Origin of the sequence: Aeromonas sp. 95A, assembly GCF_051919235.1 — a bacterium.
GTDB lineage: Bacteria > Pseudomonadota > Gammaproteobacteria > Enterobacterales > Aeromonadaceae > Aeromonas > Aeromonas veronii.
Window position 1 is genome coordinate 2,731,035 of the sequence record NZ_JBQBFC010000001.1, and the last position, 18,966, is coordinate 2,750,000.

Below are 18,966 nucleotides of genomic sequence, written 5' to 3' on the forward strand. Positions count from 1 at the left end.
GGCGGGGGATTATAAGTGATCCCGCCCCAAATATCAGCCGCTAAAACCACGGCATCGGCTGACGAGCAGGGCCGGGCTGAGTATACTGGCCGCACACTTCATCAAGCCCGGAACAATCAATGATTCACAGCATGACCGCCTACGCCCGCAAGGAATTCAAGGGCGACTGGGGCACAGCCGTTTGGGAAATTCGTTCGGTCAACCAGCGCTATCTGGAAACCTACATTCGCCTGCCGGAGCAACTGCGCAGCCTGGAACCGGTTCTGCGTGAGCGTTTCCGCGCCAAACTACAGCGCGGCAAGGTGGAGTGCAACCTGCGCTTTGAGGCCGCGCAAGCCGCCGCCAGCCAGCTGCACATCAATGAAGAGCTGGCCAAGCTCATCATCGACAGCGCCAGCTGGGTAATGAGAGAGGCGGGTCAGGGCCAGCTCAACCCGGTCGACGTGCTGCGCTGGCCGGGCGTCATGGCTGCCGCCGAACAGGACATGGACGCGGTCGCCACCGAGCTGCTCGGCGGTTTTGACCAGACCATGGAAGATTTCCTCGCCTCCCGCGCCAGCGAGGGGGCCAACCTCAAGGCGCTGATCGAACAGCGTCTGGCCGGTATTCAGGTGGAAGTGAAGAAGGTGCGCGTCCACCTGCCGCAGATCATCGAGTGGCAGCGCCAGAAGCTCACCGACCGTCTGGCCGAAGCCAAGGTCGAGCTGGATCCGGCCCGCATCGAACAGGAGATCGTGCTGCTGGCCCAGAAGATCGACGTGGCCGAAGAGCTGGATCGTCTGGAGATGCACATCAGCGAGACCAACAAGATCATGAAGAAGGGTGGCGCCTGCGGTCGTCGTCTCGACTTTATGATGCAGGAGTTCAACCGCGAGTCGAACACGCTTGGTTCAAAGTCGATCAACGCCGAAGTGACCCAGTCCGCCGTCGAGCTGAAAGTCCTCATCGAGCAGATGCGCGAGCAAATTCAGAACATCGAGTGATGGATCTCTGACTATCCGGTCGCTACCTGCAAAAGAGCCCTTGATTCCTCAAGGGCTCTTTTATTTTCAGGCCATGGGGTTTGCCGCCTGTGAGCCAACGAGCAAGAGAAGCCCTAGCCTATCGGCATCACCAGCGCCGGTTGGTGCGGGTCGCTCAGCCGCTCGGCCAGATAATCCACCAGCAGTCGCACCTTGGGGGAGAGGTGGCGGTTGTGGGGATAGAGGGCCCAGATCCCCTCGGCCGGAGCCCGCAGTTCGGGCAGCAGCTCGATCAATTCGCCTCGGGCCAGATGGTCGCTCACGTAGTAGTCCGGCAGCTGGATAATGCCGATGCCCTTGAGCGCCGCATCCAGCAGGGCGTGGCCGCTGTTGCACTGCAACAGGCCGCGCACCCGCACACTGTGGGGGCGGCCATCCAGGGTGAAATGCCACTCGTCGCTGTTGCCCACCAAACAGGTGTGGCGAGTCAGCTCGGAGAGGCTGTTGGGCATGCCGTGGCGGGCGGTGTAAGCCGGTGAGGCGCAGACATAGGGCACCCGCTGCGCCAGCTTGCGCGCCACCAGCGTCGAATCCTTGAGGTGGCCGAGCCGCAGCGCCAGATCGTAGCCCTCGTGCACCAGATCCAGCAGCTGGTTGGTGAGGTTGAGGGTCACCTCCAGCTGGGGGAAACGCACCATAAAGTCGTTCACCAGCGGGGCGATGCGGCTCTCGCCGTAGGAGACGGGGGCCGTGATGCGCAGCGACCCTTGCGGTACCGCCTGATGGCGCCCCACCGCCAGCTCCGCCTCGTAGAGGTTGTCGAGCAGCTGACGGCAGTGGCGATAGTAGATCTCGCCAAGCTCGGTGAGCCGCACCTGACGGGTGGTGCGCAGCAGCAGCTTGGCCTGCAGCCTGTCCTCCAGCTGTGCCACCTGACGGCTCACTTGCGCCACCGACACTCCCAGCTTGCGTGCCGCCGGGGTAAAGCCCCCCTGCTCCGCCACGCTGACAAATTCACAGATCCCTTCCCAGCCGAACATTATTACCTGTGTGTAAAAGTGATTTGAGATTTGCCCTCATTATCACCAAATCGGCGGGAAACTACACTGACTGTCCGAACTCATCTCTGTTCACCCTGCTCAACAAGAAGGATGTCATTCATGGCACAGGTTCAAAGCATCAAGTGTAAAGCCGCCATCGCCTGGGGCCCGGGTCAGCCCCTCTCCATCGAAGAGGTCGAGGTCATGCCGCCGCAAGCGGGCGAAGTGCGGGTGCGCATCATCGCGACCGGCGTCTGCCACACCGATGCCTTCACCCTCTCCGGTGAAGATCCGGAAGGGGTCTTCCCCTGCATTCTCGGTCACGAGGGGGGCGGCATCGTCGAATCGGTCGGCGAAGGGGTCACCAGCGTCAAGGTGGGGGATCACGTGATCCCGCTCTACACCCCCGAGTGCGGCGAGTGCAAATTCTGCAAGTCCGGCAAGACCAACCTCTGCCAGAAGATCCGCGCCACCCAGGGCAAGGGGCTGATGCCGGACGGCACCACCCGCTTCTCGAAAGATGGCCAGCCCATCTATCACTACATGGGCACCTCCACCTTCAGCGAATACACGGTGCTGCCGGAGATCTCCATCGCCAAGGTAGACCCGGCCGCCCCGCTGGAAGAGGTCTGTCTGCTCGGTTGTGGCGTCACAACCGGCATCGGCGCCGTGATGAACACCGCCAAGGTGAAAGAGGGTGAGAGCGTCGCCATCTTCGGTCTGGGCGGCATCGGCCTCTCGGCGGTGATCGGGGCTCGTCTGGCCAAGGCCGGTCGCATCATCGCCATCGACATCAACGAGAGCAAGTTCGAGCTGGCCCGCAAGCTGGGCGCCACCGACTGCATCAACCCGAACGATTACGACAAACCGATTCAGGAGGTGATCGTCGAGCTGACCGACGGCGGCGTCGACTTCTCCTTCGAGTGCATCGGCAACGTCAAGGTAATGCGTGCGGCGCTGGAGTGCTGCCACAAGGGCTGGGGCGAGTCGGTCATCATCGGCGTCGCCGGAGCGGGTCAGGAGATCAGTACCCGTCCGTTCCAGCTGGTGACCGGTCGGGTCTGGCGCGGCAGCGCCTTCGGCGGGGTACGCGGTCGCAGCGAACTGCCGAGCTATGTGCAGCGCTACATGCAGGGCGAGTTCCGCCTCGATGACTTCATCACTCACACCATGGGGCTTGAGCAGATCAACGAGGCATTTGATCTGATGCACGAAGGCAAGAGCATCCGCACCGTCATCCACTACTGAGCATGATCACCCCGCCCGCCATCGTGGGCGGGGTGCAGGAGTCCTTCGATGAATCTGGAGATTATCAGCAGCAACAAGAGCTTCGGCGGCTGGCACAAGCGCTATCGCCACCACTCCAGCGTGCTCGGCTGCGAGATGAATTTTGCCATCTATCTGCCGCCTCAGGCCCTCACCGGCCAGAAGGTGCCCGTGCTCTACTGGCTCAGCGGTCTCACCTGCACCGATGAGAACTTTATGCAGAAGGCGGATGCCCAGCGTATCGCCGCCGAGCTTGGCATCGCCCTGGTGGCGCCGGACACCAGCCCCCGCGGCGACGGCGTAGCGGACGATCCCGGTTATGACCTCGGCATGGGCGCGGGCTTTTACGTCAATGCCAGCCAGAGCCCCTGGCAGGCGCACTACCAGATGTATGACTACGTCACCCGCGAACTGCCTGACTTGATAGAGACCCACTTCCCGGTCTCGACCCGCCGCGCCATCAGTGGCCACTCCATGGGCGGTCACGGTGCGCTGATCGCCGCGCTGCGGGAGCCGGGTCGCTACCGCTCGGTCTCGGCGTTCAGCCCGATCTGTCACCCTAGCCGCTGCCCCTGGGGCCAGAAGGCGCTCGGCGCCTACCTCGGCAGCAATCCCTTGTTGTGGCAGGAGTGGGATGCCTGCCAGCTGCTGCGCCACCAGCCGGTCACGCCGCTGCCCACCCTGGTGGATGTGGGACTGGATGATCCCTTTCTCGCCGAGCAGTTGCATATCGATGCGCTGGCCGAGGTGGCAGCCAGCAAGGGATGGCCGCTGGAACTCAACCGCCACGAGGGCTATGACCACAGCTACTACTTCGTGGCGAGCTTTATCGAGGCGCACCTGCGCTTTCACGCCCGCCACCTCTGATCAAAACAGGCCCGTTGCGGGCCTGTTTCAGTTGTGGTGATCGGTTGATATCAGCTGCCCGCTCGAGTCACGCCGCCGGAGCCTGCGATCTGCTGCTCCACCTTGGGATCACCCCAGTAGGCGATGTTGCCTGAACCGGCGATGCCGACTTTCAGCGTCTCCTGCGCCCGCACCGCCACATCACCGCTGCCGGCGATATTGACCTCTACCTCCTTACCGCGCATCTCGCTCCCGAGCACATCACCAGATCCGGCAATGTTCAGCTCGATGGCCTGTGCCGAACCGCTGCCCAGCTCCAGACTGCCGGTGCCTGCGATATTCCCTTCCAGCCGTTTCAGCTCCAGCTGACTGGCGACGATGTCACCGGTACCGGCCACCGACAGCACCAGCTCATCGCCCTTGAAGCCGCTCAGATCGCCATTGCCGGTCCCGGCCAATGCCAGTTCGTTCAACACCGGCAAGGTGATGGTCAGCTCCAGCGGCTCGGTAGGATCGAGCCGGTAACCCTCCTTCACCTCGATCTCCAGCTTGTCGCCGCTCTCGGTCAGCTCCAGATAGGGCAGCAGGTTCTCCTGCCCCTTGATCAGGATACCGCGCGGCTCCCCCGCGACCAGATGGAGGGTGGCAGGCACCCCCGCCAGCACCCGGGTCACCCCGTCACCGAGCACCTGCTGGCGCTCGACCGGGGCACCTTCCCCCTTGATCTCGGTGTCGGCAAAGACGTTGCAACCTCCCATCACCAACGCCACCAAGACGCCAATCATCCACCGCATAACTGTTCTCCTTTTTATTTATTGATAAGCCACCTGACTGGCCCTGTTCGAAACCACAAAAATAGAGGCCGTATGAAACCACAGTTAGCAATGGCCATGCCAGACCATAACTATATGATTTTCAATAAAAATAAAATCAACAGTAAGATGTGATACGCACAAAAAGATCCATTTAGACCACCATTTGGCGAATTTGACCACCCCCTAACAGGCAGGTGGAGAGCTGGCTGGCGGGTCGTCCTGCCGGTCACTATGCTGACAGCCCGTGGAAGTTTTTAATTGCCCTGCCGGTCTGTTGAGCCAATAGTGGTACTTCGTGCGTACCAAGCTCTCCATTGCGGTAATGTCATTACCACTGTCTTGTCAGTCTTCACTGCCAACAAGGAGCCAGAGCGTGACCCAAGCAAGCCCTCTCTATGCCACCGCCACCGGTCTGCCGGAACCGACTCGCACCCCGCTGCTGACCGGCAGCGATCCCGAGCAGAAACGGCGCGAGCTGCTCGCCTACTTCTGCCAGACCTTTGATCTCTACGACTCGCTGTTCGACTGTCTGGCCGATGAGCGGGCCTGGTTCAACAAGGCGATCCCGCTGCGCCATCCGCTCATCTTCTACTACGGCCACACTGCCGCCTTCTTCATCAACAAGCTGCTGGCGGCACGCCTGATCGACCAGCGGCTGGATGCCCGCATCGAGGCCATGGTCGCCATCGGGGTGGACGAGATGAGCTGGGACGATCTGGACGAGACCCACTACGACTGGCCCAAAGTCAGCGAGCTACGCAGCTATCGGGCCAAAGTCCGTTCGCTGGTGTGCGATTTTATTCGCCAGATGCCGCTCACTCTGCCCATCGACTGGCAGAGCCCGGCCTGGGTGATCCTGATGGGGATAGAGCACGAGCGCATCCACCTCGAGACCTCCAGCGTGCTGATCCGCCAGTTGCCGCTCGCCTGGGTGCGACCACAGCCTTATTGGCCCGCCAGTACCGAAGCCCGCCACCGCATTGATCAGGTGCCCGCCAACAGCCTGCTGCCAGTGGCCGGCGGCAAGGTGCGCCTTGGCAAGCAGGACGCCACCTACGGCTGGGACAACGAATATGGCGAGCGCCATATAAAGCTGACCCCGTTTCAGGCCAGCCGCATGCTGGTGAGCAATGCCGAGTACCTCGCTTTCGTCCAGGCGGGCGGCTACGGCCAACAACAGTGGTGGGATGAGGAGGGGTGGGGCTGGTGCCAGTACGCCAAGGCGCAGATGCCCACCTTCTGGGTGGGTGATCCCGCCGAGCACGGGCAATTGCAGCTGCGGCTGATGACCGAGCAGGTCGCCATGCCATGGGACTGGCCGGTGGAGGTCAACCAGCTGGAGGCGGCCGCCTTCTGCCGCTGGAAGGCGGCCCAGACCGGACTCCCCATCCAGCTGCCGAGCGAGGCGGAATGGATGCTGCTGCGCGAGCAAGTTCCCGGCGATCAGCCGGACTGGACACAGGTCCCCGGCAATATCAATCTGGCCCGTTTTGCCTCCTCCTGCCCGGTGGATGCCTGCCCGCAAGGGGAGTTCTTCGATCTGGTGGGCAATGTCTGGCAGTGGACCAGCACCGCCATCGATGGCTTCGATGGCTTTAAAATCCACCCGCTCTACGACGACTTCTCCACCCCCACCTTTGATGGCAAGCACACCCTGATCAAGGGGGGCAGCTGGATCAGCACGGGCAACGAAGCGCTCAAATCATCCCGTTACGCCTTCCGGCGTCACTTCTTCCAGCATGCGGGTTTCCGCTATCTGGTCTCCCGTTATCAGGAACCCGTTATCGTGAATCCCTATGAAACCGACACGCTCGTAGCCCAGTACCTCGACTTCCAGTACGGCCCGAGCCACTTCGGGGTAGCCAACTACGCCAAGACGCTTGCTGATCTTGCTGGCGAGCTGTGCAGCAACCACCAGCGGGCGCTGGATATCGGCTGTGCCACCGGCCGCGCCAGTTTCGAACTGGCTCGCCACTTCCAGCATGTGGACGGGGTCGACTACTCGGCCCGCTTCATCGATGTGGCGCTGGCCCTCGCCAGCCAGGACAGCTTCCGCTACGCCATTCCGCTGGAGGGTGAACTGGTGGAGTATTGCGAGGCACGCCTGTCGAGCCACGGATTGGGGGCGAGTCAGGCTGAGCGCATCCACTTCAGTCAGGGGGATGCCTGCAACCTCAAGCCCAAATATGACCACTATGATCTGGTGCTCGCCTCCAACCTGATCGACCGGTTGCGGGAGCCCGCCCGCTTCCTGCGGGATATCGCTCCCCGGCTGCGCAGCGGTGGTCTGCTGGTGCTCACCAGCCCCTACACCTGGCTGGCGGAATATACCCCGCCCGCCAACTGGCTCGGTGGCATTCGTGAAAACGGCGAGGCGCTCACCACCTATCAGGCGCTGCAACGGCTGCTGGCGGCCGAATTCGAGGAGCACTGCCCGCCGCGGGATGTGCATTTCGTCATCCGCGAGACCGCCCGCAAATACCAGCACACGGTGGCGCAGCTGACCGTCTGGCGCAAACGCTAATCCGCCGGTCGGCATGCAGATGAGAAGAGGGAGGCCAACGGGCCTCCCTCTTGTTATGACAGCAAAAACGTCGCGAGTATCAATGCCCCTGCTCGTGATAGCGGCGCGCCAGCACGGCGCAGACCATCAGCTGGATCTGGTGGAAGATCATCAGCGGCAGCACCATCACCCCGACGCTGGCGGCCGGGAACATGACGTTGGCCATCGGCACCCCGTTGGCCAGACTCTTCTTGGAGCCGCAGAAGACAATGGTGATCTCGTCCGCCTTGTCGAAGCCGAGGCGACGGCTGATCCAGACGTTCCAGCAGAGCACCAGCGCCAGCAAGACGCAGCTCAGCAGCACAATACTGGCCAGATCGTACCAACCTACTTGACGCCAAATCCCCTGCACCACCGCCTCGCTGAAGGCGACGTAGACCACCAGCAGGATGGAGCTCTGATCCAGCTTGCCGATGAGCGGACGGTGGCTGTCGACCCAGCGACCGATGAGCGGGCGCGACAGGTGGCCCACCACGAACGGCAGCATCAGCTGCATCATGATGGCCTGAATGGAGTGCCAGGTGTCGATCCCCTCCCCCTGCACGTGGATCATCATCCCCACCAGCACCGGCGAGAGGAAGATGCCGAGGATGCTGGAGGCCGAGGCGCTGCACACCGCTGCCGACACATTGCCCCCTGCCATCGAGGTGAAGGCGATGGCCGACTGCACGGTGGCTGGCAAAGCGCAGAGATAGAGGAAGCCGAGGTAGATAGCCGGGCTCAGCCAGCTCGGTACCAGCGGGGTGAGCAGCAGCCCGAGCAGCGGAAAGAGCACGAAGGTGCTGAGCATCACCACCAGATGAAGCCGCCAGTGACCGAGGCCCGCCAGCAGGTTCTGGCGCGACAGCTTGGCGCCATGCATGAAGAACAGGAGCGCCACCGCCAGCTTGGTCAGCAGACCGAACCAGACAGCCACCTGCCCCTCGCAGGGAAAGAGGGAGGCCAGGGTGACCACCGCAATCAGCACAATAGTAAAGGGATCCAGACGCACGAAAGGTCTCCATCAGAAGGGCATCCTGCTGCCGTGACGGCAGTCAGGATTGGGGAGGACAAGAAACAGAGCGGGAGATGTCTGGCACCTCCCGCTAAAACGAACCTCCAGCTTACCCCGATAACGGAGAGGCGCAACGTTGGGCAGCGGTTAATTGTTCATCAATGCTTAACGCCTTTGCTTTGTTGAATAGCGGAAGTTGCTGACCCGCGGCCAGATAGCGCCAAACCGGCGCGAAATGGATAAAAAAACGGGCGACCCAGGCCGCCCGTCTCGCTTTTTCGTTCTGCCGATCAGCGCTGGCTGGCCAGCTTGCCGTTGCCGATCTTCTTGTCATTGCCGGCGAGCTTGCGGGACTGCCGCTTCTCGAAGCGGGAGATCCACCAGTAGGCCAGCGCCGAGAAGACTGCAGTCATAAAGACGTTGATGAAGAAGGCGCGCACCAGATCCACCCCGGCCGGGAAGGCGGAGGCGCTCATGCTCACCACGAAGATGGCGATCAGCACCGAGACCACAGCCATGCCGAAGGTGCGCGAGCCCATGCGGAAGTCGCGGGGAGTGTCGTCATGTTTCCAGCGAAACACGAAGTAGGCCACCATGATGAAGATCGGCGGCAACATGGCGGTGCCCGCGGTGAGGTTGATGGCGGTGTTCATCATCTGCTGTACCGACTCGGAGCCGAAGCCGTTGACCACCAGCATCGCGAACACGAAGACAAACTGCCACCAGGCGGCGCGCACCGGCACGCCGTGCTTGTTGAGCTGGGTGGTCTTCTCGCCGTAAACCCCCTGCGGGATCTCGGAGAAGTGGATCTTCACCGGCGCCGAGGTCCACATCATCATGGAACCAAACATGGCGATAAACAGCACCACGCCGACGAAGCGGCCCACCAGCGCCTCGGAAAGCCCGAAGTATTGCGCCATGCCGGTGAAGATCTCCACCATGCCGCCGGCATAGGTGAGGCTCTCGCGCGGTACGAACACGTTCACCAAAAGGGAACCGACCGCATACATGGCACCGATGACGATACCGGCACTGATGATCACCTTGATAAAGGACTTCTGGCCGCCCTTCACGTCATTGAGGTAGGCCGCTGCGGTCTCGGCACCGCCCGCTGCCTGGAAGATCCAGCACATGATGCCGAGCGTCGCCCAGTTGACGGTGGGAGTCATCGCCTCCAGCGTGATGGGCTGTGCTGGCACATGATCGCCACTCAGGGCCATCAGGGCACCCAGCACATAGATGGCGAACAGGGCAAACACACCGTAGGCCACTATTTCGGCAATCTTGCCAAGCCAGCTCGCCCCCTTGGTGGAGATATGGGTCGCCGCCGCAAACAGCACGATGGAGATGATCGAGGTGACCATGGGCGAGAAGCTGTACTCATAGCCCAGCATGGCGTAGGAGGCGTAGGCGATAACGTTGGGTAGCAGGGAGACGAACCAGAACAGGTTTACGAACCAGTAGAGAAACGAGCCCAGATAGGCCATCCGGGTGCCGAGCGGTTTTTTCAGCCAGTCGTACATCCCCGACTCGGAATTTTTGTTGGCCGAGACGAACTCGGCGATGATGAAGACGAACGGAATGAAGTAGACGATGGTCGCCAGCAGGAAAATAGGGGCGGAGCTGAGCCCCAGCTCGATGTTGTTGTTGACGATGTTGCGCACGTTGAACACGGCGGCAAAGGTCATCGACAACAGGGCAAACTTGCCTATGGTGCCGCGTACGGATTCAGACATGGTGTCCTCCAGTGGACTCGCGCTCCCTGCGGGTAACGCTGTGACTCTGTGATGTGTTCGGCAAGGGTCTGTCGGCCCCGCACTTTACTCTCTTGTTATGATCGGGCCGCGTGGACGGCCTCGTTGGTGAACCGGTGCAGTCTCCCGCACCGGCTCGCGATACCGTTCAGACGATCGGGGTGCCCGGCGCCATCGGCACCCGTGGTTGCAGCAGCACGCTCTGGCTCTCGTCCGGGGCCTCGGCGCAGAGCAACATGCACTCGGAGCGCTCGCCGCGCATCCTGGTGGGCTTGAGGTTGGTCAGCACCACCACCTCGCTGCCCATCAGCTCATCTTCGCTGTAGTAAGGCACCAGACTGGTGACGGTCTGCAGCGGCCGCTCGCCACCCACGTCGATCTGGACGATGTAGAGTTTGTCGGCCCCGGGGTGGCGCACCACCTCCAGCACCTTGCCCACCTTCATCTCGACCCGTTTGAATTCCGCAAACTCGATCGTCTCGCTCATGCTCTTTTCCTTTTCTGGTTCAACGGTTTGCGGGTGGCCAACGGCCACCCGGTTTGATTGGTATTCAATACCGTGCCTATGGCGTCTGCATGGCAACCTGCGCTGTCGGCTGGGCCTCTTTGGCACGCGCTTCGGCACTGAGGGAGGCCTCGTATCTGTTGTATTTCCACCAGGCGAAGCCGAGGAAGATCACGATCCCGCCGACGTTGTAGAAGATGATGGTCATGATGTCGGCGCCGGTCGGGAAGGTGGAGGCGAGGAAGCCCACCGAGAAGATGGCGATCAGCACCGACACCACGGCGATGCCGGTAGTGCGCGAACCCATCTTGAACTCCCGCGGCAGGTGGTCGAGCTTCAGGCGCAGATTGAGGTAGGCCAGCATGATGAACAGCGGCGGCAACATGGAGGCGGCAGCGGTCATGTTGATGACGGTGTTCATCAGATCCTGCGCTGTGTTGGAGCCCAAGGTCGGGATCACCATCAGCGGCAGCACGATGAGGTACTGGATCCAGGCTGCGCGGGCGGGCACGCCGTTCTCGTTGAGCTCGACTGTCTTCTTGCCGAAGATGCCGGCCGGGATTTCGGAGAAGAAGATCTTCACCGGGGTCGCCGTCCACATCAGCAGGGAGCCGAACATGGCGGTGAAGGAGACCAGCCCGACGAAGCGGTTCATCAGGATCTCCGGCAGACCGAAGTAGGCCGCCAGCCCTTCAAACACCTGCACCGAGCCGCCGGTATATTTCAGGGTGCCGCTCGGCACGAACACGTTGATCAACAGCGATGCGATGGAGTAGAGCACGCCGATAAAGATCCCGGCGATGATGATCACCTTCACGAATGACTTGGAGCCCCCTTTCACGTCATTGACGTAGACCGCGACCGACTCGGCGCCACCGGCTGCCATAAAGATCCAGGTGGTGATGCCCAGAAACGCCCAGCTGAAATCGGGAACCATGGCCGCTACCGTGATGGGGTCGGCCGGCTGTACGCCGCCCACCAGTGCCGCACCTGCCAGCAGGATGTAGGAGAGGGTTAGCAGCAGCATCAGGGACGAGGTCACCGAGGTGATGGGGCCGAGCATCTTGGCGCCGTTGGTGGAGACATAGGTGGCAAAGGCAAACAGCACCATGCTCAATGCCGTGGTCGCCACCGGGGTGAGAATGTACTCGTAACCGAGGAAAGCATAGGAGGCGTAGGCGATAACCCGCGGCAGCAACGAGGTGAAGAAGAAGAGGTTCACGAACCAGTAGGTGTAGGCCGAGATAAAGGCCCAGCGACCGCCAAGGGAGCTCTTCACCCAGGCATAGACGCCCGCTTCGGAGTTCTTATTCAGTGACACAAATTCCGCAATGATCAGGCAGAACGGAATGAAGTAGAAAATGGTGGCCAGAAAGAACATCGGGGCCGAGGCCAGACCGATCTCGATGTTGTTGTTGATGACGTTGTTGAAGCTGAATACCGCCGCGAAGGTGAGCGACAGCAGACCAAACTTGCCTATCGTATTGCGTTTGGAATCAGACATGGTGCATCTCCAGACCTGTAGTTATTGCCGCGAAAGGGCGGGGCATGATTTGTAGGGTGAGCCCCGCCCTTCCGGCTTTTGTCAGTGCAGAACCGGCGGCTTGTTATTTGTTCTTGAAGTAGCCGCCTTCAACGGTGACCTTGATGATCACCTTGCGCACCGGCCCGTCGCCGACGAAACGGTAGGCCTCGTCGTTCTCGAAGATCACCACCTGACCGTTGCCGACTTTTTGGCGCTCGCGCACCTCGCCAGCCAGCCACTCGCGGTCGGTGGTGTCGTCATAGGCCTGCTCGACCCGCAGCTCGCTCTTGGCTGCCCACTCCACCGTCTCTTCCCCTTCCAGGTAGTAGTGGACGTCGAAGTAGTGGCGCTGCCCCTCGAACAGGGAGGTGGCCGGGCTGGCCCCCTCCTGCAAGCGGTAGGTGAGGGAGTCTCCGATGGAGTGGCAGATGCCGGGCTTGAGGTTCGGCAGGTTGTTGATGGCCTCCACGCAGCGGCCCCACTTCTTGCCCTCCCGGTAGATGTTTTTGAACAGGGTCAGGTTGTCCAGGGTGATCATGCGAGGTTCCTCCCGCCGTTGATGGTGAGATCGAGCCCGGCCAGCGCAGCCGGATTGAGGTTGCCACGGGCGATGGGCAGCAGGGTCAGGCCGAAGCTGAATGGCTCGAAGCGCACCCGCCAGGAGTCCAGCACCTCGGAGCCCCAGGAGTTGGATCCAAGCCCCAGTACCTTGTGATCCAGATTGAGGGTGAGATAACCGCTCGGTTCCAGCTCGTTGATGTGCTGCGCCGCGTGGATATGCTCCCAGCTGTAGGGCCAGACGCTCAGGTTGATGGGGGCATCAGGCCGCACGTAGAGACCGGCGCCGTGGCGGTTGGTCAGGGTCGCCCAGCGCACCTGCTGGCGGTTGCCGTTGTCCTGCGGGAAGGGGTAGTGCTCCCACATCTCGCCGACTGTGCTCTGGAAGCTGTCGATCCAGTTGCTCTGGCGGCTGTCCTGATAGTTTTCGCCCGGCCCCATGCCGTAGTAGTGCACCCGGTCGAGATCCTGACGAATGCCCAGCTCGAAGCCGATCTTGGGGATGATGTCGTCATAACCGCCGTAGGGCTGACCGGACAGTGCCACGTGCAGCTGACCGTTCGGGCTCAGGGTGTAGACGTAGCGGCAGCGCATGCCGAAGTCGAACACCGGCGGCGCGATCAGGCTCTCGACCGTCACCTCGACCGCGTCACCCAGCTGACGCCAGCTCAGAGTACGGAAGTGCTCCTGCATGATCTGCAGGTGGTTCGGGTGCCACAGGCTCTCGTACTCCTGCTTGTGGTTGTCGATCATCGGCTTGAAGAAGGTGAGGCGCGGCGAGCGCTCAATCAGCTCGATACCATCCTGCTGCCAGCTCACCAGCTTGCCGTCGAGGCGCGAGAAACGCAGGGCAAAGCCGCTGCCGCTCAAGGTCAGCGCGAGGCGCTCGTCGGCAATCTGCAGTGCAGTAGCGTTGGGATTGGCAAAGGGTCGCAGCTGGCGAGTCGATGCCTTCAGTTGGAACTGGTACTGGCCCAGCTCGTGTTCCGCCGTGCTATAGCGGGTGGCGGTGGCCTTGATGACCCGCAGCTGGACAAAGGTTTCCCGCCCATCGAGGGATGGCAGCTCGAGTTGCAACTCGGTGATGGCACCGGGGGCAATACCTTCCAGCCGGATTTGCTGGCTGGCCAGCAGCTCGCCCTCGGCCTTCACTTCGACCAGCAGGCGGATATCGTCGAGAGTGGAGAACCAGTAGCGGTTTTCCACCGCCAACTTGCCGCTGGCCAGATCCAGCGCGCGCACCTTGACCGGGCAGATCACCTGCTTGTATTCGCGCAGGCCAGGCCCCGGGGTCTGATCCGGATAGATGAGGCCATCCATGCAGAAGTTGTAGTTGTTGGGATAGTCGCCATAGTCGCCGCCGTATTTGTAAACGGGGCGGCCCTGCTCGTCCTGATCCAGAATGCCGTGATCGCACCACTCCCAGATGTAGTGGCCCTGAATGTGGGGATGGCGGTCGAACACCTGCTGGTATTCGCTGAGGCCACCCGGGCCATTACCCATGGCGTGGGCGTATTCGCAGAGGATGCGCGGCTTGGCCATCGGGAACTCGCCGAAGCAGTTCATCTGGGAGACGCGGGAATACATGGTACTGACCACATCCACCACCTCGGCATCGCGATCCTCTTCGTAATGCACCAGCCGGGTCGGGTCGAGCGCCTTGCAGCGCTGGTACATGGCTCTGATGTTGCAGCCGTAGCCGGACTCGTTGCCGAGTGACCAGATGATGATGGAGGGGTGGTTCTTCTGGGCGTGCACGTGGCGCTCTATGCGATCCACGAACACCGGCTCCCAGAAGGGGTCATCGGTGATGCGACTGAGATCGCCGACGTTGGCAAAGCCGTGGGTCTCCACGTCGGTCTCCGCCATCACGAACAGACCGTACTGGTCGCACAGCTCGTAGAAGCGCGGGTCGTTCGGGTAGTGGGCAGTGCGCACCGAGTTGAGGTTGTGCTGTTTCATCAGCACGATATCGCGTTCAACACGGTCCATACCGACCGCGCGGCTCTTGAGGTGGTCGTTGTCGTGGCGGTTCACCCCGTGCAGCTTGAGGTAGTGGCCGTTGACGTAGAAGAGGCCATCCTTGACCTTGATTTCACGCACCCCGACCCGCTGCGGGATCACTTCCAGCAGCTCGCCCTGACCGTTGTAGAGGGAGAGTTGCAGCTGATAGAGGTAAGGGTCTTCGGCGCTCCACAGATGGGGATTGGCCAGATCCAGCGTGAAGCGGCAATCACACTTACCGTCGATGGCGAGATGATCGAGCGAGCCGCTGGCGATCTCACTGCCCTGATCCAGCAGCGACCAGACCAGACGGTGATCACGGGCGGGCGCACCAAGATTTTCCAACTGGATATCGCAGCTCAGGGTGGCGCTTTGATTGTCATCCGCCAGCGCGGTGCGGATGAAGAAGTCCTGCACATGGGCGGCCGGTTTGCCCACCAGATAGACGTCGCGAAAGATCCCCGCCATCCACCACATGTCCTGATCTTCGATATAGGTGGAGTCGGCCCACTGCATCACCCGCACCGACAGCAGGTTCTCGCCAACCTTGGCATAGGCGCTGATATCGAACTCGGCGGTGAGACGGCTGCCCTTGCTGAAGCCGACGTAGTGGCCGTTCACATAGACCTCGAAGTAGGTCTCCACCCCGTCAAACTTGATGATCACCTGCTCGCCGTCCCAGGCCGTGCTCAGCGTGAAGCTGCGCTGATAGGCACCGGTGGGGTTGTTGGTCGGCACGAAGGGCACGTCGATGGGGAAGGGAAAACCCTCGTCGGTGTACTGCAGATTGCCGTGCCCTTCCATCTGCCACATGTTGGGCACGGTGATCTGGCCCCACTCGCTCATGGGGCTGTGATAGAAGGCCTCCGGTACCTGCAGGGGGTGGTCGAAGTAGTGGAACTGCCACTGGCCGCCAAGGCTCAGAAAACGGCGGCTCAGCTCGCGCTGCAAGGTGGCCGCCAGCGCGTGGTCGGCATAAGAGAAGAAGTAGGCGCGAGGGGCCAGCCTGTTTTCACCAACGAATTGGACGTTTTCCCAGTTATTCACATGTCCTCCCGGAACAAGGCAACGTTAACTGGGTAAACTCTAGATAAACATTTACTAAATATCAGCTTTAGGTTGGTAAAGTTTTAACCTGATCACAATGAACAGATGGTTTTGTGAGCGAGATCAGAAGCGGGAGATAAAGGAGGGCAAGATATGGATGAGTGGCATGGATGTTGATAAGAGTTGGCTGATTAGCAATAAAATCAACTATAAAACAATATGATATGAAGTTACTGGATGATATGGGAAAGAGGTTTGCTTGGGAGAGGTGTCGCACCACCGCAAGATGGCGCGACTAAAAAGCAGAATGTTTTACTAAAATCAGCGAGTGGTGCCACGCAGGGTCAACTTGCTCGGCACCAGCACCCGAAGTGGAATATCACGCTCGTCACGCAGCCGTTCGACCAACAGATTGACTCCCTGGGAGCCCATCAACTCGGAGTGGATCCGCACTGTAGAGAGCGGCGGGAAGGTGAACTTGGCAGTTGGAATATCGTTGACGCTGATAAGCTCAATTTGCTGGGGAATCGCCAGTCCCTTCTCATGAATGGCACGCAGCACACCGATGGCGATGGAGTCGGAGGCAACGAACAGCGCCTTGGGCCAATCCCTTGCCAGCATCTCCTTCGCCAACTGGTAGCCGGAAGCGCTGGAGAAATCTCCACGATAGAGGTCGCTCTCCTGCACCACCCCCAGCCGCTGACCATAATCCCGGAAGGCCAGTTCGCGCAGATCCGGATTCTCATCCTGGCCACCGATATAACCGATGCGCTGGTGTCCCTGAGCGATAAAATAATCCACCACTTGCTGGCTGATCAGGGCGAGATCCACATCGACCGAGTCGAACTCTCCCTGTGAACAGCAGTCGACAAACACCAGCTGGCTGGAACAAGCCCTTAGCTGGACGAGATGCTCGGCTGTGAGGGTTCCGACCACCAGAATACCATCCACGGCGCTCAGTTCGCGCCCTTCACCGCAGTTGTAGAGGTGGGTCAGTTCGATATTGAGGCGGGCACTCTGGGTCTCGATACCATAACGGATGGCGAGATAGTAAGGGTCGTTGACCTCGGTACTCTGGGGATATGCATAGACCACCAGAAAGTGCAGCTTGCTCTTGTGTACCCCCTTGCGGGCACTGCTGGTCTTGTACTCCAGCCGTTCGGCAATCTCGAAGATCCGCTGCTTGGTCTCTTCCTTGACGCTCAGGCTGGGATCCTCGTTCAGTACCCGGGATACCGTGGCGAGAGAAACCCCCGCTTCCTGTGCAATTTCCTTCAACGTAGCCATCAATACCTCGCTGGCAGCATCACGTGTTAATCGGCAACGGCTAAAGAGTAACGGGCAATCCCTTGATAGCCCAGCACTTTTACTAAAATGCCGGCGGCAGGGCAGATTTTTGGAAGACAGAAATGCAAAAAAGCCTCCCGAATGGGAGGCCTCTTCTAAATAGGTGCCTGACAGTGTCCTACTCTCGCATGGCGAATGCCACACTACCATCGGCGCTACCGCGTTTCACTTCTGAGTTCGGCATGGGATCAGGTGGTTCCACGGCGCTATTGCCGTCAGGCAAAAGCTTTTAAAACTAACTTGAAAATGGTGCTGATACCCAGAATCGAACTGGGGACCTCATCCTTACCAAGGATGCGCTCTACCGACTGAGCCATATCAGCACACTAACCGGTAAAGACCACGCTGGGCGTAATCTTGAAATTGGGTGCCTGGCAGTGTCCTACTCTCGCATGGCGAATGCCACACTACCATCGGCGCTACCGCGTTTCACTTCTGAGTTCGGCATGGGATCAGGTGGTTCCACGGCGCTATGGCCGCCAGGCAAATTCTTCAATCTGTGAAAGCTGATGTAAGTAATTCGTTCGTATTTGCTACAAGCCTTAGAACACTTCTTGGGTGTTGTATGGTTAAGCCTCACGGGTAATTAGTACGGGTTAGCTCAATGCATCGCTGCACTTACACACCCCGCCTATCAACGTTGTGGTCTCCAACGGCCCTTTAGGACCCTCAAGGGGTCAGGGATGACTCATCTCAGGGCTCGCTTCCCGCTTAGATGCTTTCAGCGGTTATCGATTCCGAACTTAGCTACCGGGCAGTGCCACTGGCGTGACAACCCGAACACCAGAGGTTCGTTCACTCCGGTCCTCTCGTACTAGGAGCAACTCCCTTCAATCATCCAACGCCCACGGCAGATAGGGACCGAACTGTCTCACGACGTTCTGAACCCAGCTCGCGTACCACTTTAAATGGCGAACAGCCATACCCTTGGGACCGACTTCAGCCCCAGGATGTGATGAGCCGACATCGAGGTGCCAAACACCGCCGTCGATATGAACTCTTGGGCGGTATCAGCCTGTTATCCCCGGAGTACCTTTTATCCGTTGAGCGATGGCCCTTCCATTCAGAACCACCGGATCACTATGACCTACTTTCGTACCTGCTCGACCTGTCCGTCTCGCAGTTAAGCTGGCTTATGCCATTGCACTAACCTCCTGATGTCCGACCAGGATTAGCCAACCTTCGTGCTCCTCCGTTACTCTTTGGGAGGAGACCGCCCCAGTCAAACTACCCACCAGGCACTGTCCGCGAGCCCGATTCAGGGCCCTGCGTTAGAACATCAAACATACAAGGGTGGTATTTCAAGGACGGCTCCAGCGCAACTGGCGTCACGCCTTCAAAGCCTCCCACCTATCCTACACATGTAGGTTCAATGTTCAGTGCCAAGCTGTAGTAAAGGTTCACGGGGTCTTTCCGTCTAGCCGCGGGTACACCGCATCTTCACGGCGAATTCGATTTCACTGAGTCTCGGGTGGAGACAGCATGGCCATGGTTACACCATTCGTGCAGGTCGGAACTTACCCGACAAGGAATTTCGCTACCTTAGGACCGTTATAGTTACGGCCGCCGTTTACCGGGGCTTCGATCAAGAGCTTCGCTTGCGCTAACCCCATCAATTAACCTTCCGGCACCGGGCAGGTGTCACACCCTATACGTCCACTTTCGTGTTTGCAGAGTGCTGTGTTTTTGATAAACAGTCCCAGCCATCTGGTCACTGCGACTCCCAACTGCTCCATCCGC

The 18,966-nt window shown here is 60.2% G+C and carries 13 protein-coding genes, 1 tRNA gene and 3 rRNA genes (1 of these 17 cut by a window edge); 4 read left to right on the forward strand and 13 right to left on the reverse strand.

Features of this window, described 5'->3' with window-relative positions:
- Positions 1-119 precede the first annotated feature (119 nt).
- Positions 120-983, forward strand: a complete 864-nt coding sequence (locus ACTG2U_RS12360) for a YicC/YloC family endoribonuclease (RefSeq protein ID WP_439974538.1) — start codon at positions 120-122, stop codon at positions 981-983.
- A gap of 113 nt (positions 984-1,096) precedes the next feature.
- Here the strand turns inward: ACTG2U_RS12360 and ACTG2U_RS12365 are convergent, their stop codons facing one another.
- The gene (locus ACTG2U_RS12365; protein ID WP_019446199.1) at positions 1,097-2,002 is read right to left on the reverse strand and encodes a LysR substrate-binding domain-containing protein; all 906 of its coding nucleotides are present in this window, start codon (positions 2,000-2,002) and stop codon (positions 1,097-1,099) included.
- 120 nt (positions 2,003-2,122) lie between these two features.
- On the opposite strand from ACTG2U_RS12365, the gene ACTG2U_RS12370 reads away from it, so the two are divergent.
- Complete coding sequence (locus ACTG2U_RS12370) at positions 2,123-3,250, forward strand: S-(hydroxymethyl)glutathione dehydrogenase/class III alcohol dehydrogenase (RefSeq protein ID WP_227095630.1); 1,128 nt, start codon at positions 2,123-2,125, stop codon at positions 3,248-3,250.
- A 48-nt stretch (positions 3,251-3,298) separates the two neighbouring features.
- Entirely contained in the window at positions 3,299-4,135 is an 837-nt protein-coding gene (gene fghA, locus ACTG2U_RS12375; RefSeq protein ID WP_439974539.1) for an S-formylglutathione hydrolase, read from the forward strand.
- A gap of 50 nt (positions 4,136-4,185) precedes the next feature.
- Here the strand turns inward: fghA and ACTG2U_RS12380 are convergent, their stop codons facing one another.
- Positions 4,186-4,908 carry a head GIN domain-containing protein gene (locus ACTG2U_RS12380; RefSeq protein ID WP_439974540.1) on the reverse strand — a complete coding sequence of 241 codons (723 nt, stop codon included), beginning with the start codon at positions 4,906-4,908 and terminating at the stop codon, positions 4,186-4,188.
- Between the two features lie 394 nt (positions 4,909-5,302).
- Between ACTG2U_RS12380 and ovoA the strand changes: the two genes are divergently transcribed.
- On the forward strand, positions 5,303-7,453 hold the full coding sequence (ovoA, locus tag ACTG2U_RS12385; RefSeq protein WP_439974541.1) for a 5-histidylcysteine sulfoxide synthase: 2,151 nt from the start codon (positions 5,303-5,305) through the stop codon (positions 7,451-7,453).
- Positions 7,454-7,532: 79 nt separating this feature from the next.
- Here the strand turns inward: ovoA and ACTG2U_RS12390 are convergent, their stop codons facing one another.
- From ACTG2U_RS12390 to ACTG2U_RS12440, 11 genes are all read right to left on the reverse strand, one after another.
- Positions 7,533-8,483, reverse strand: a complete 951-nt coding sequence (locus tag ACTG2U_RS12390; RefSeq protein WP_439974542.1) for a bile acid:sodium symporter family protein — start codon at positions 8,481-8,483, stop codon at positions 7,533-7,535.
- 293 nt (positions 8,484-8,776) lie between these two features.
- Entirely contained in the window at positions 8,777-10,222 is a 1,446-nt protein-coding gene (locus ACTG2U_RS12395) for an amino acid permease (RefSeq protein ID WP_439974543.1), read from the reverse strand.
- A gap of 166 nt (positions 10,223-10,388) precedes the next feature.
- A complete protein-coding gene (locus ACTG2U_RS12400; RefSeq protein ID WP_202005127.1) occupies positions 10,389-10,727 on the reverse strand; it encodes a tRNA-binding protein in 339 nt (112 codons plus the stop codon).
- 76 nt (positions 10,728-10,803) lie between these two features.
- Entirely contained in the window at positions 10,804-12,249 is a 1,446-nt protein-coding gene (locus ACTG2U_RS12405; RefSeq protein ID WP_439845270.1) for an amino acid permease, read from the reverse strand.
- 103 nt (positions 12,250-12,352) lie between these two features.
- A complete protein-coding gene (locus ACTG2U_RS12410; RefSeq protein ID WP_439974544.1) occupies positions 12,353-12,808 on the reverse strand; it encodes a beta-galactosidase subunit beta in 456 nt (151 codons plus the stop codon).
- Complete coding sequence (gene ebgA, locus ACTG2U_RS12415; RefSeq protein WP_439974546.1) at positions 12,805-15,879, reverse strand: beta-galactosidase subunit alpha; 3,075 nt, start codon at positions 15,877-15,879, stop codon at positions 12,805-12,807. Before ebgA ends, ACTG2U_RS12410 begins: the two co-directional genes overlap by 4 nt.
- Positions 15,880-16,200: 321 nt before the next feature.
- Positions 16,201-17,166, reverse strand: coding sequence for a transcriptional regulator EbgR (gene ebgR / locus ACTG2U_RS12420; protein ID WP_429013353.1), 966 nt, complete (start codon positions 17,164-17,166; stop codon positions 16,201-16,203).
- Between the two features lie 165 nt (positions 17,167-17,331).
- Positions 17,332-17,446 (reverse strand): 5S ribosomal RNA (gene rrf, locus ACTG2U_RS12425).
- 27 nt (positions 17,447-17,473) lie between these two features.
- A tRNA-Thr gene (locus tag ACTG2U_RS12430) sits at positions 17,474-17,549 on the reverse strand.
- Positions 17,550-17,595: 46 nt separating this feature from the next.
- Positions 17,596-17,710: ribosomal RNA gene (gene rrf / locus ACTG2U_RS12435) — 5S ribosomal RNA — on the reverse strand.
- 81 nt (positions 17,711-17,791) lie between these two features.
- Positions 17,792-18,966 (reverse strand): 23S ribosomal RNA (locus ACTG2U_RS12440); it runs 1,715 nt beyond the window's last position.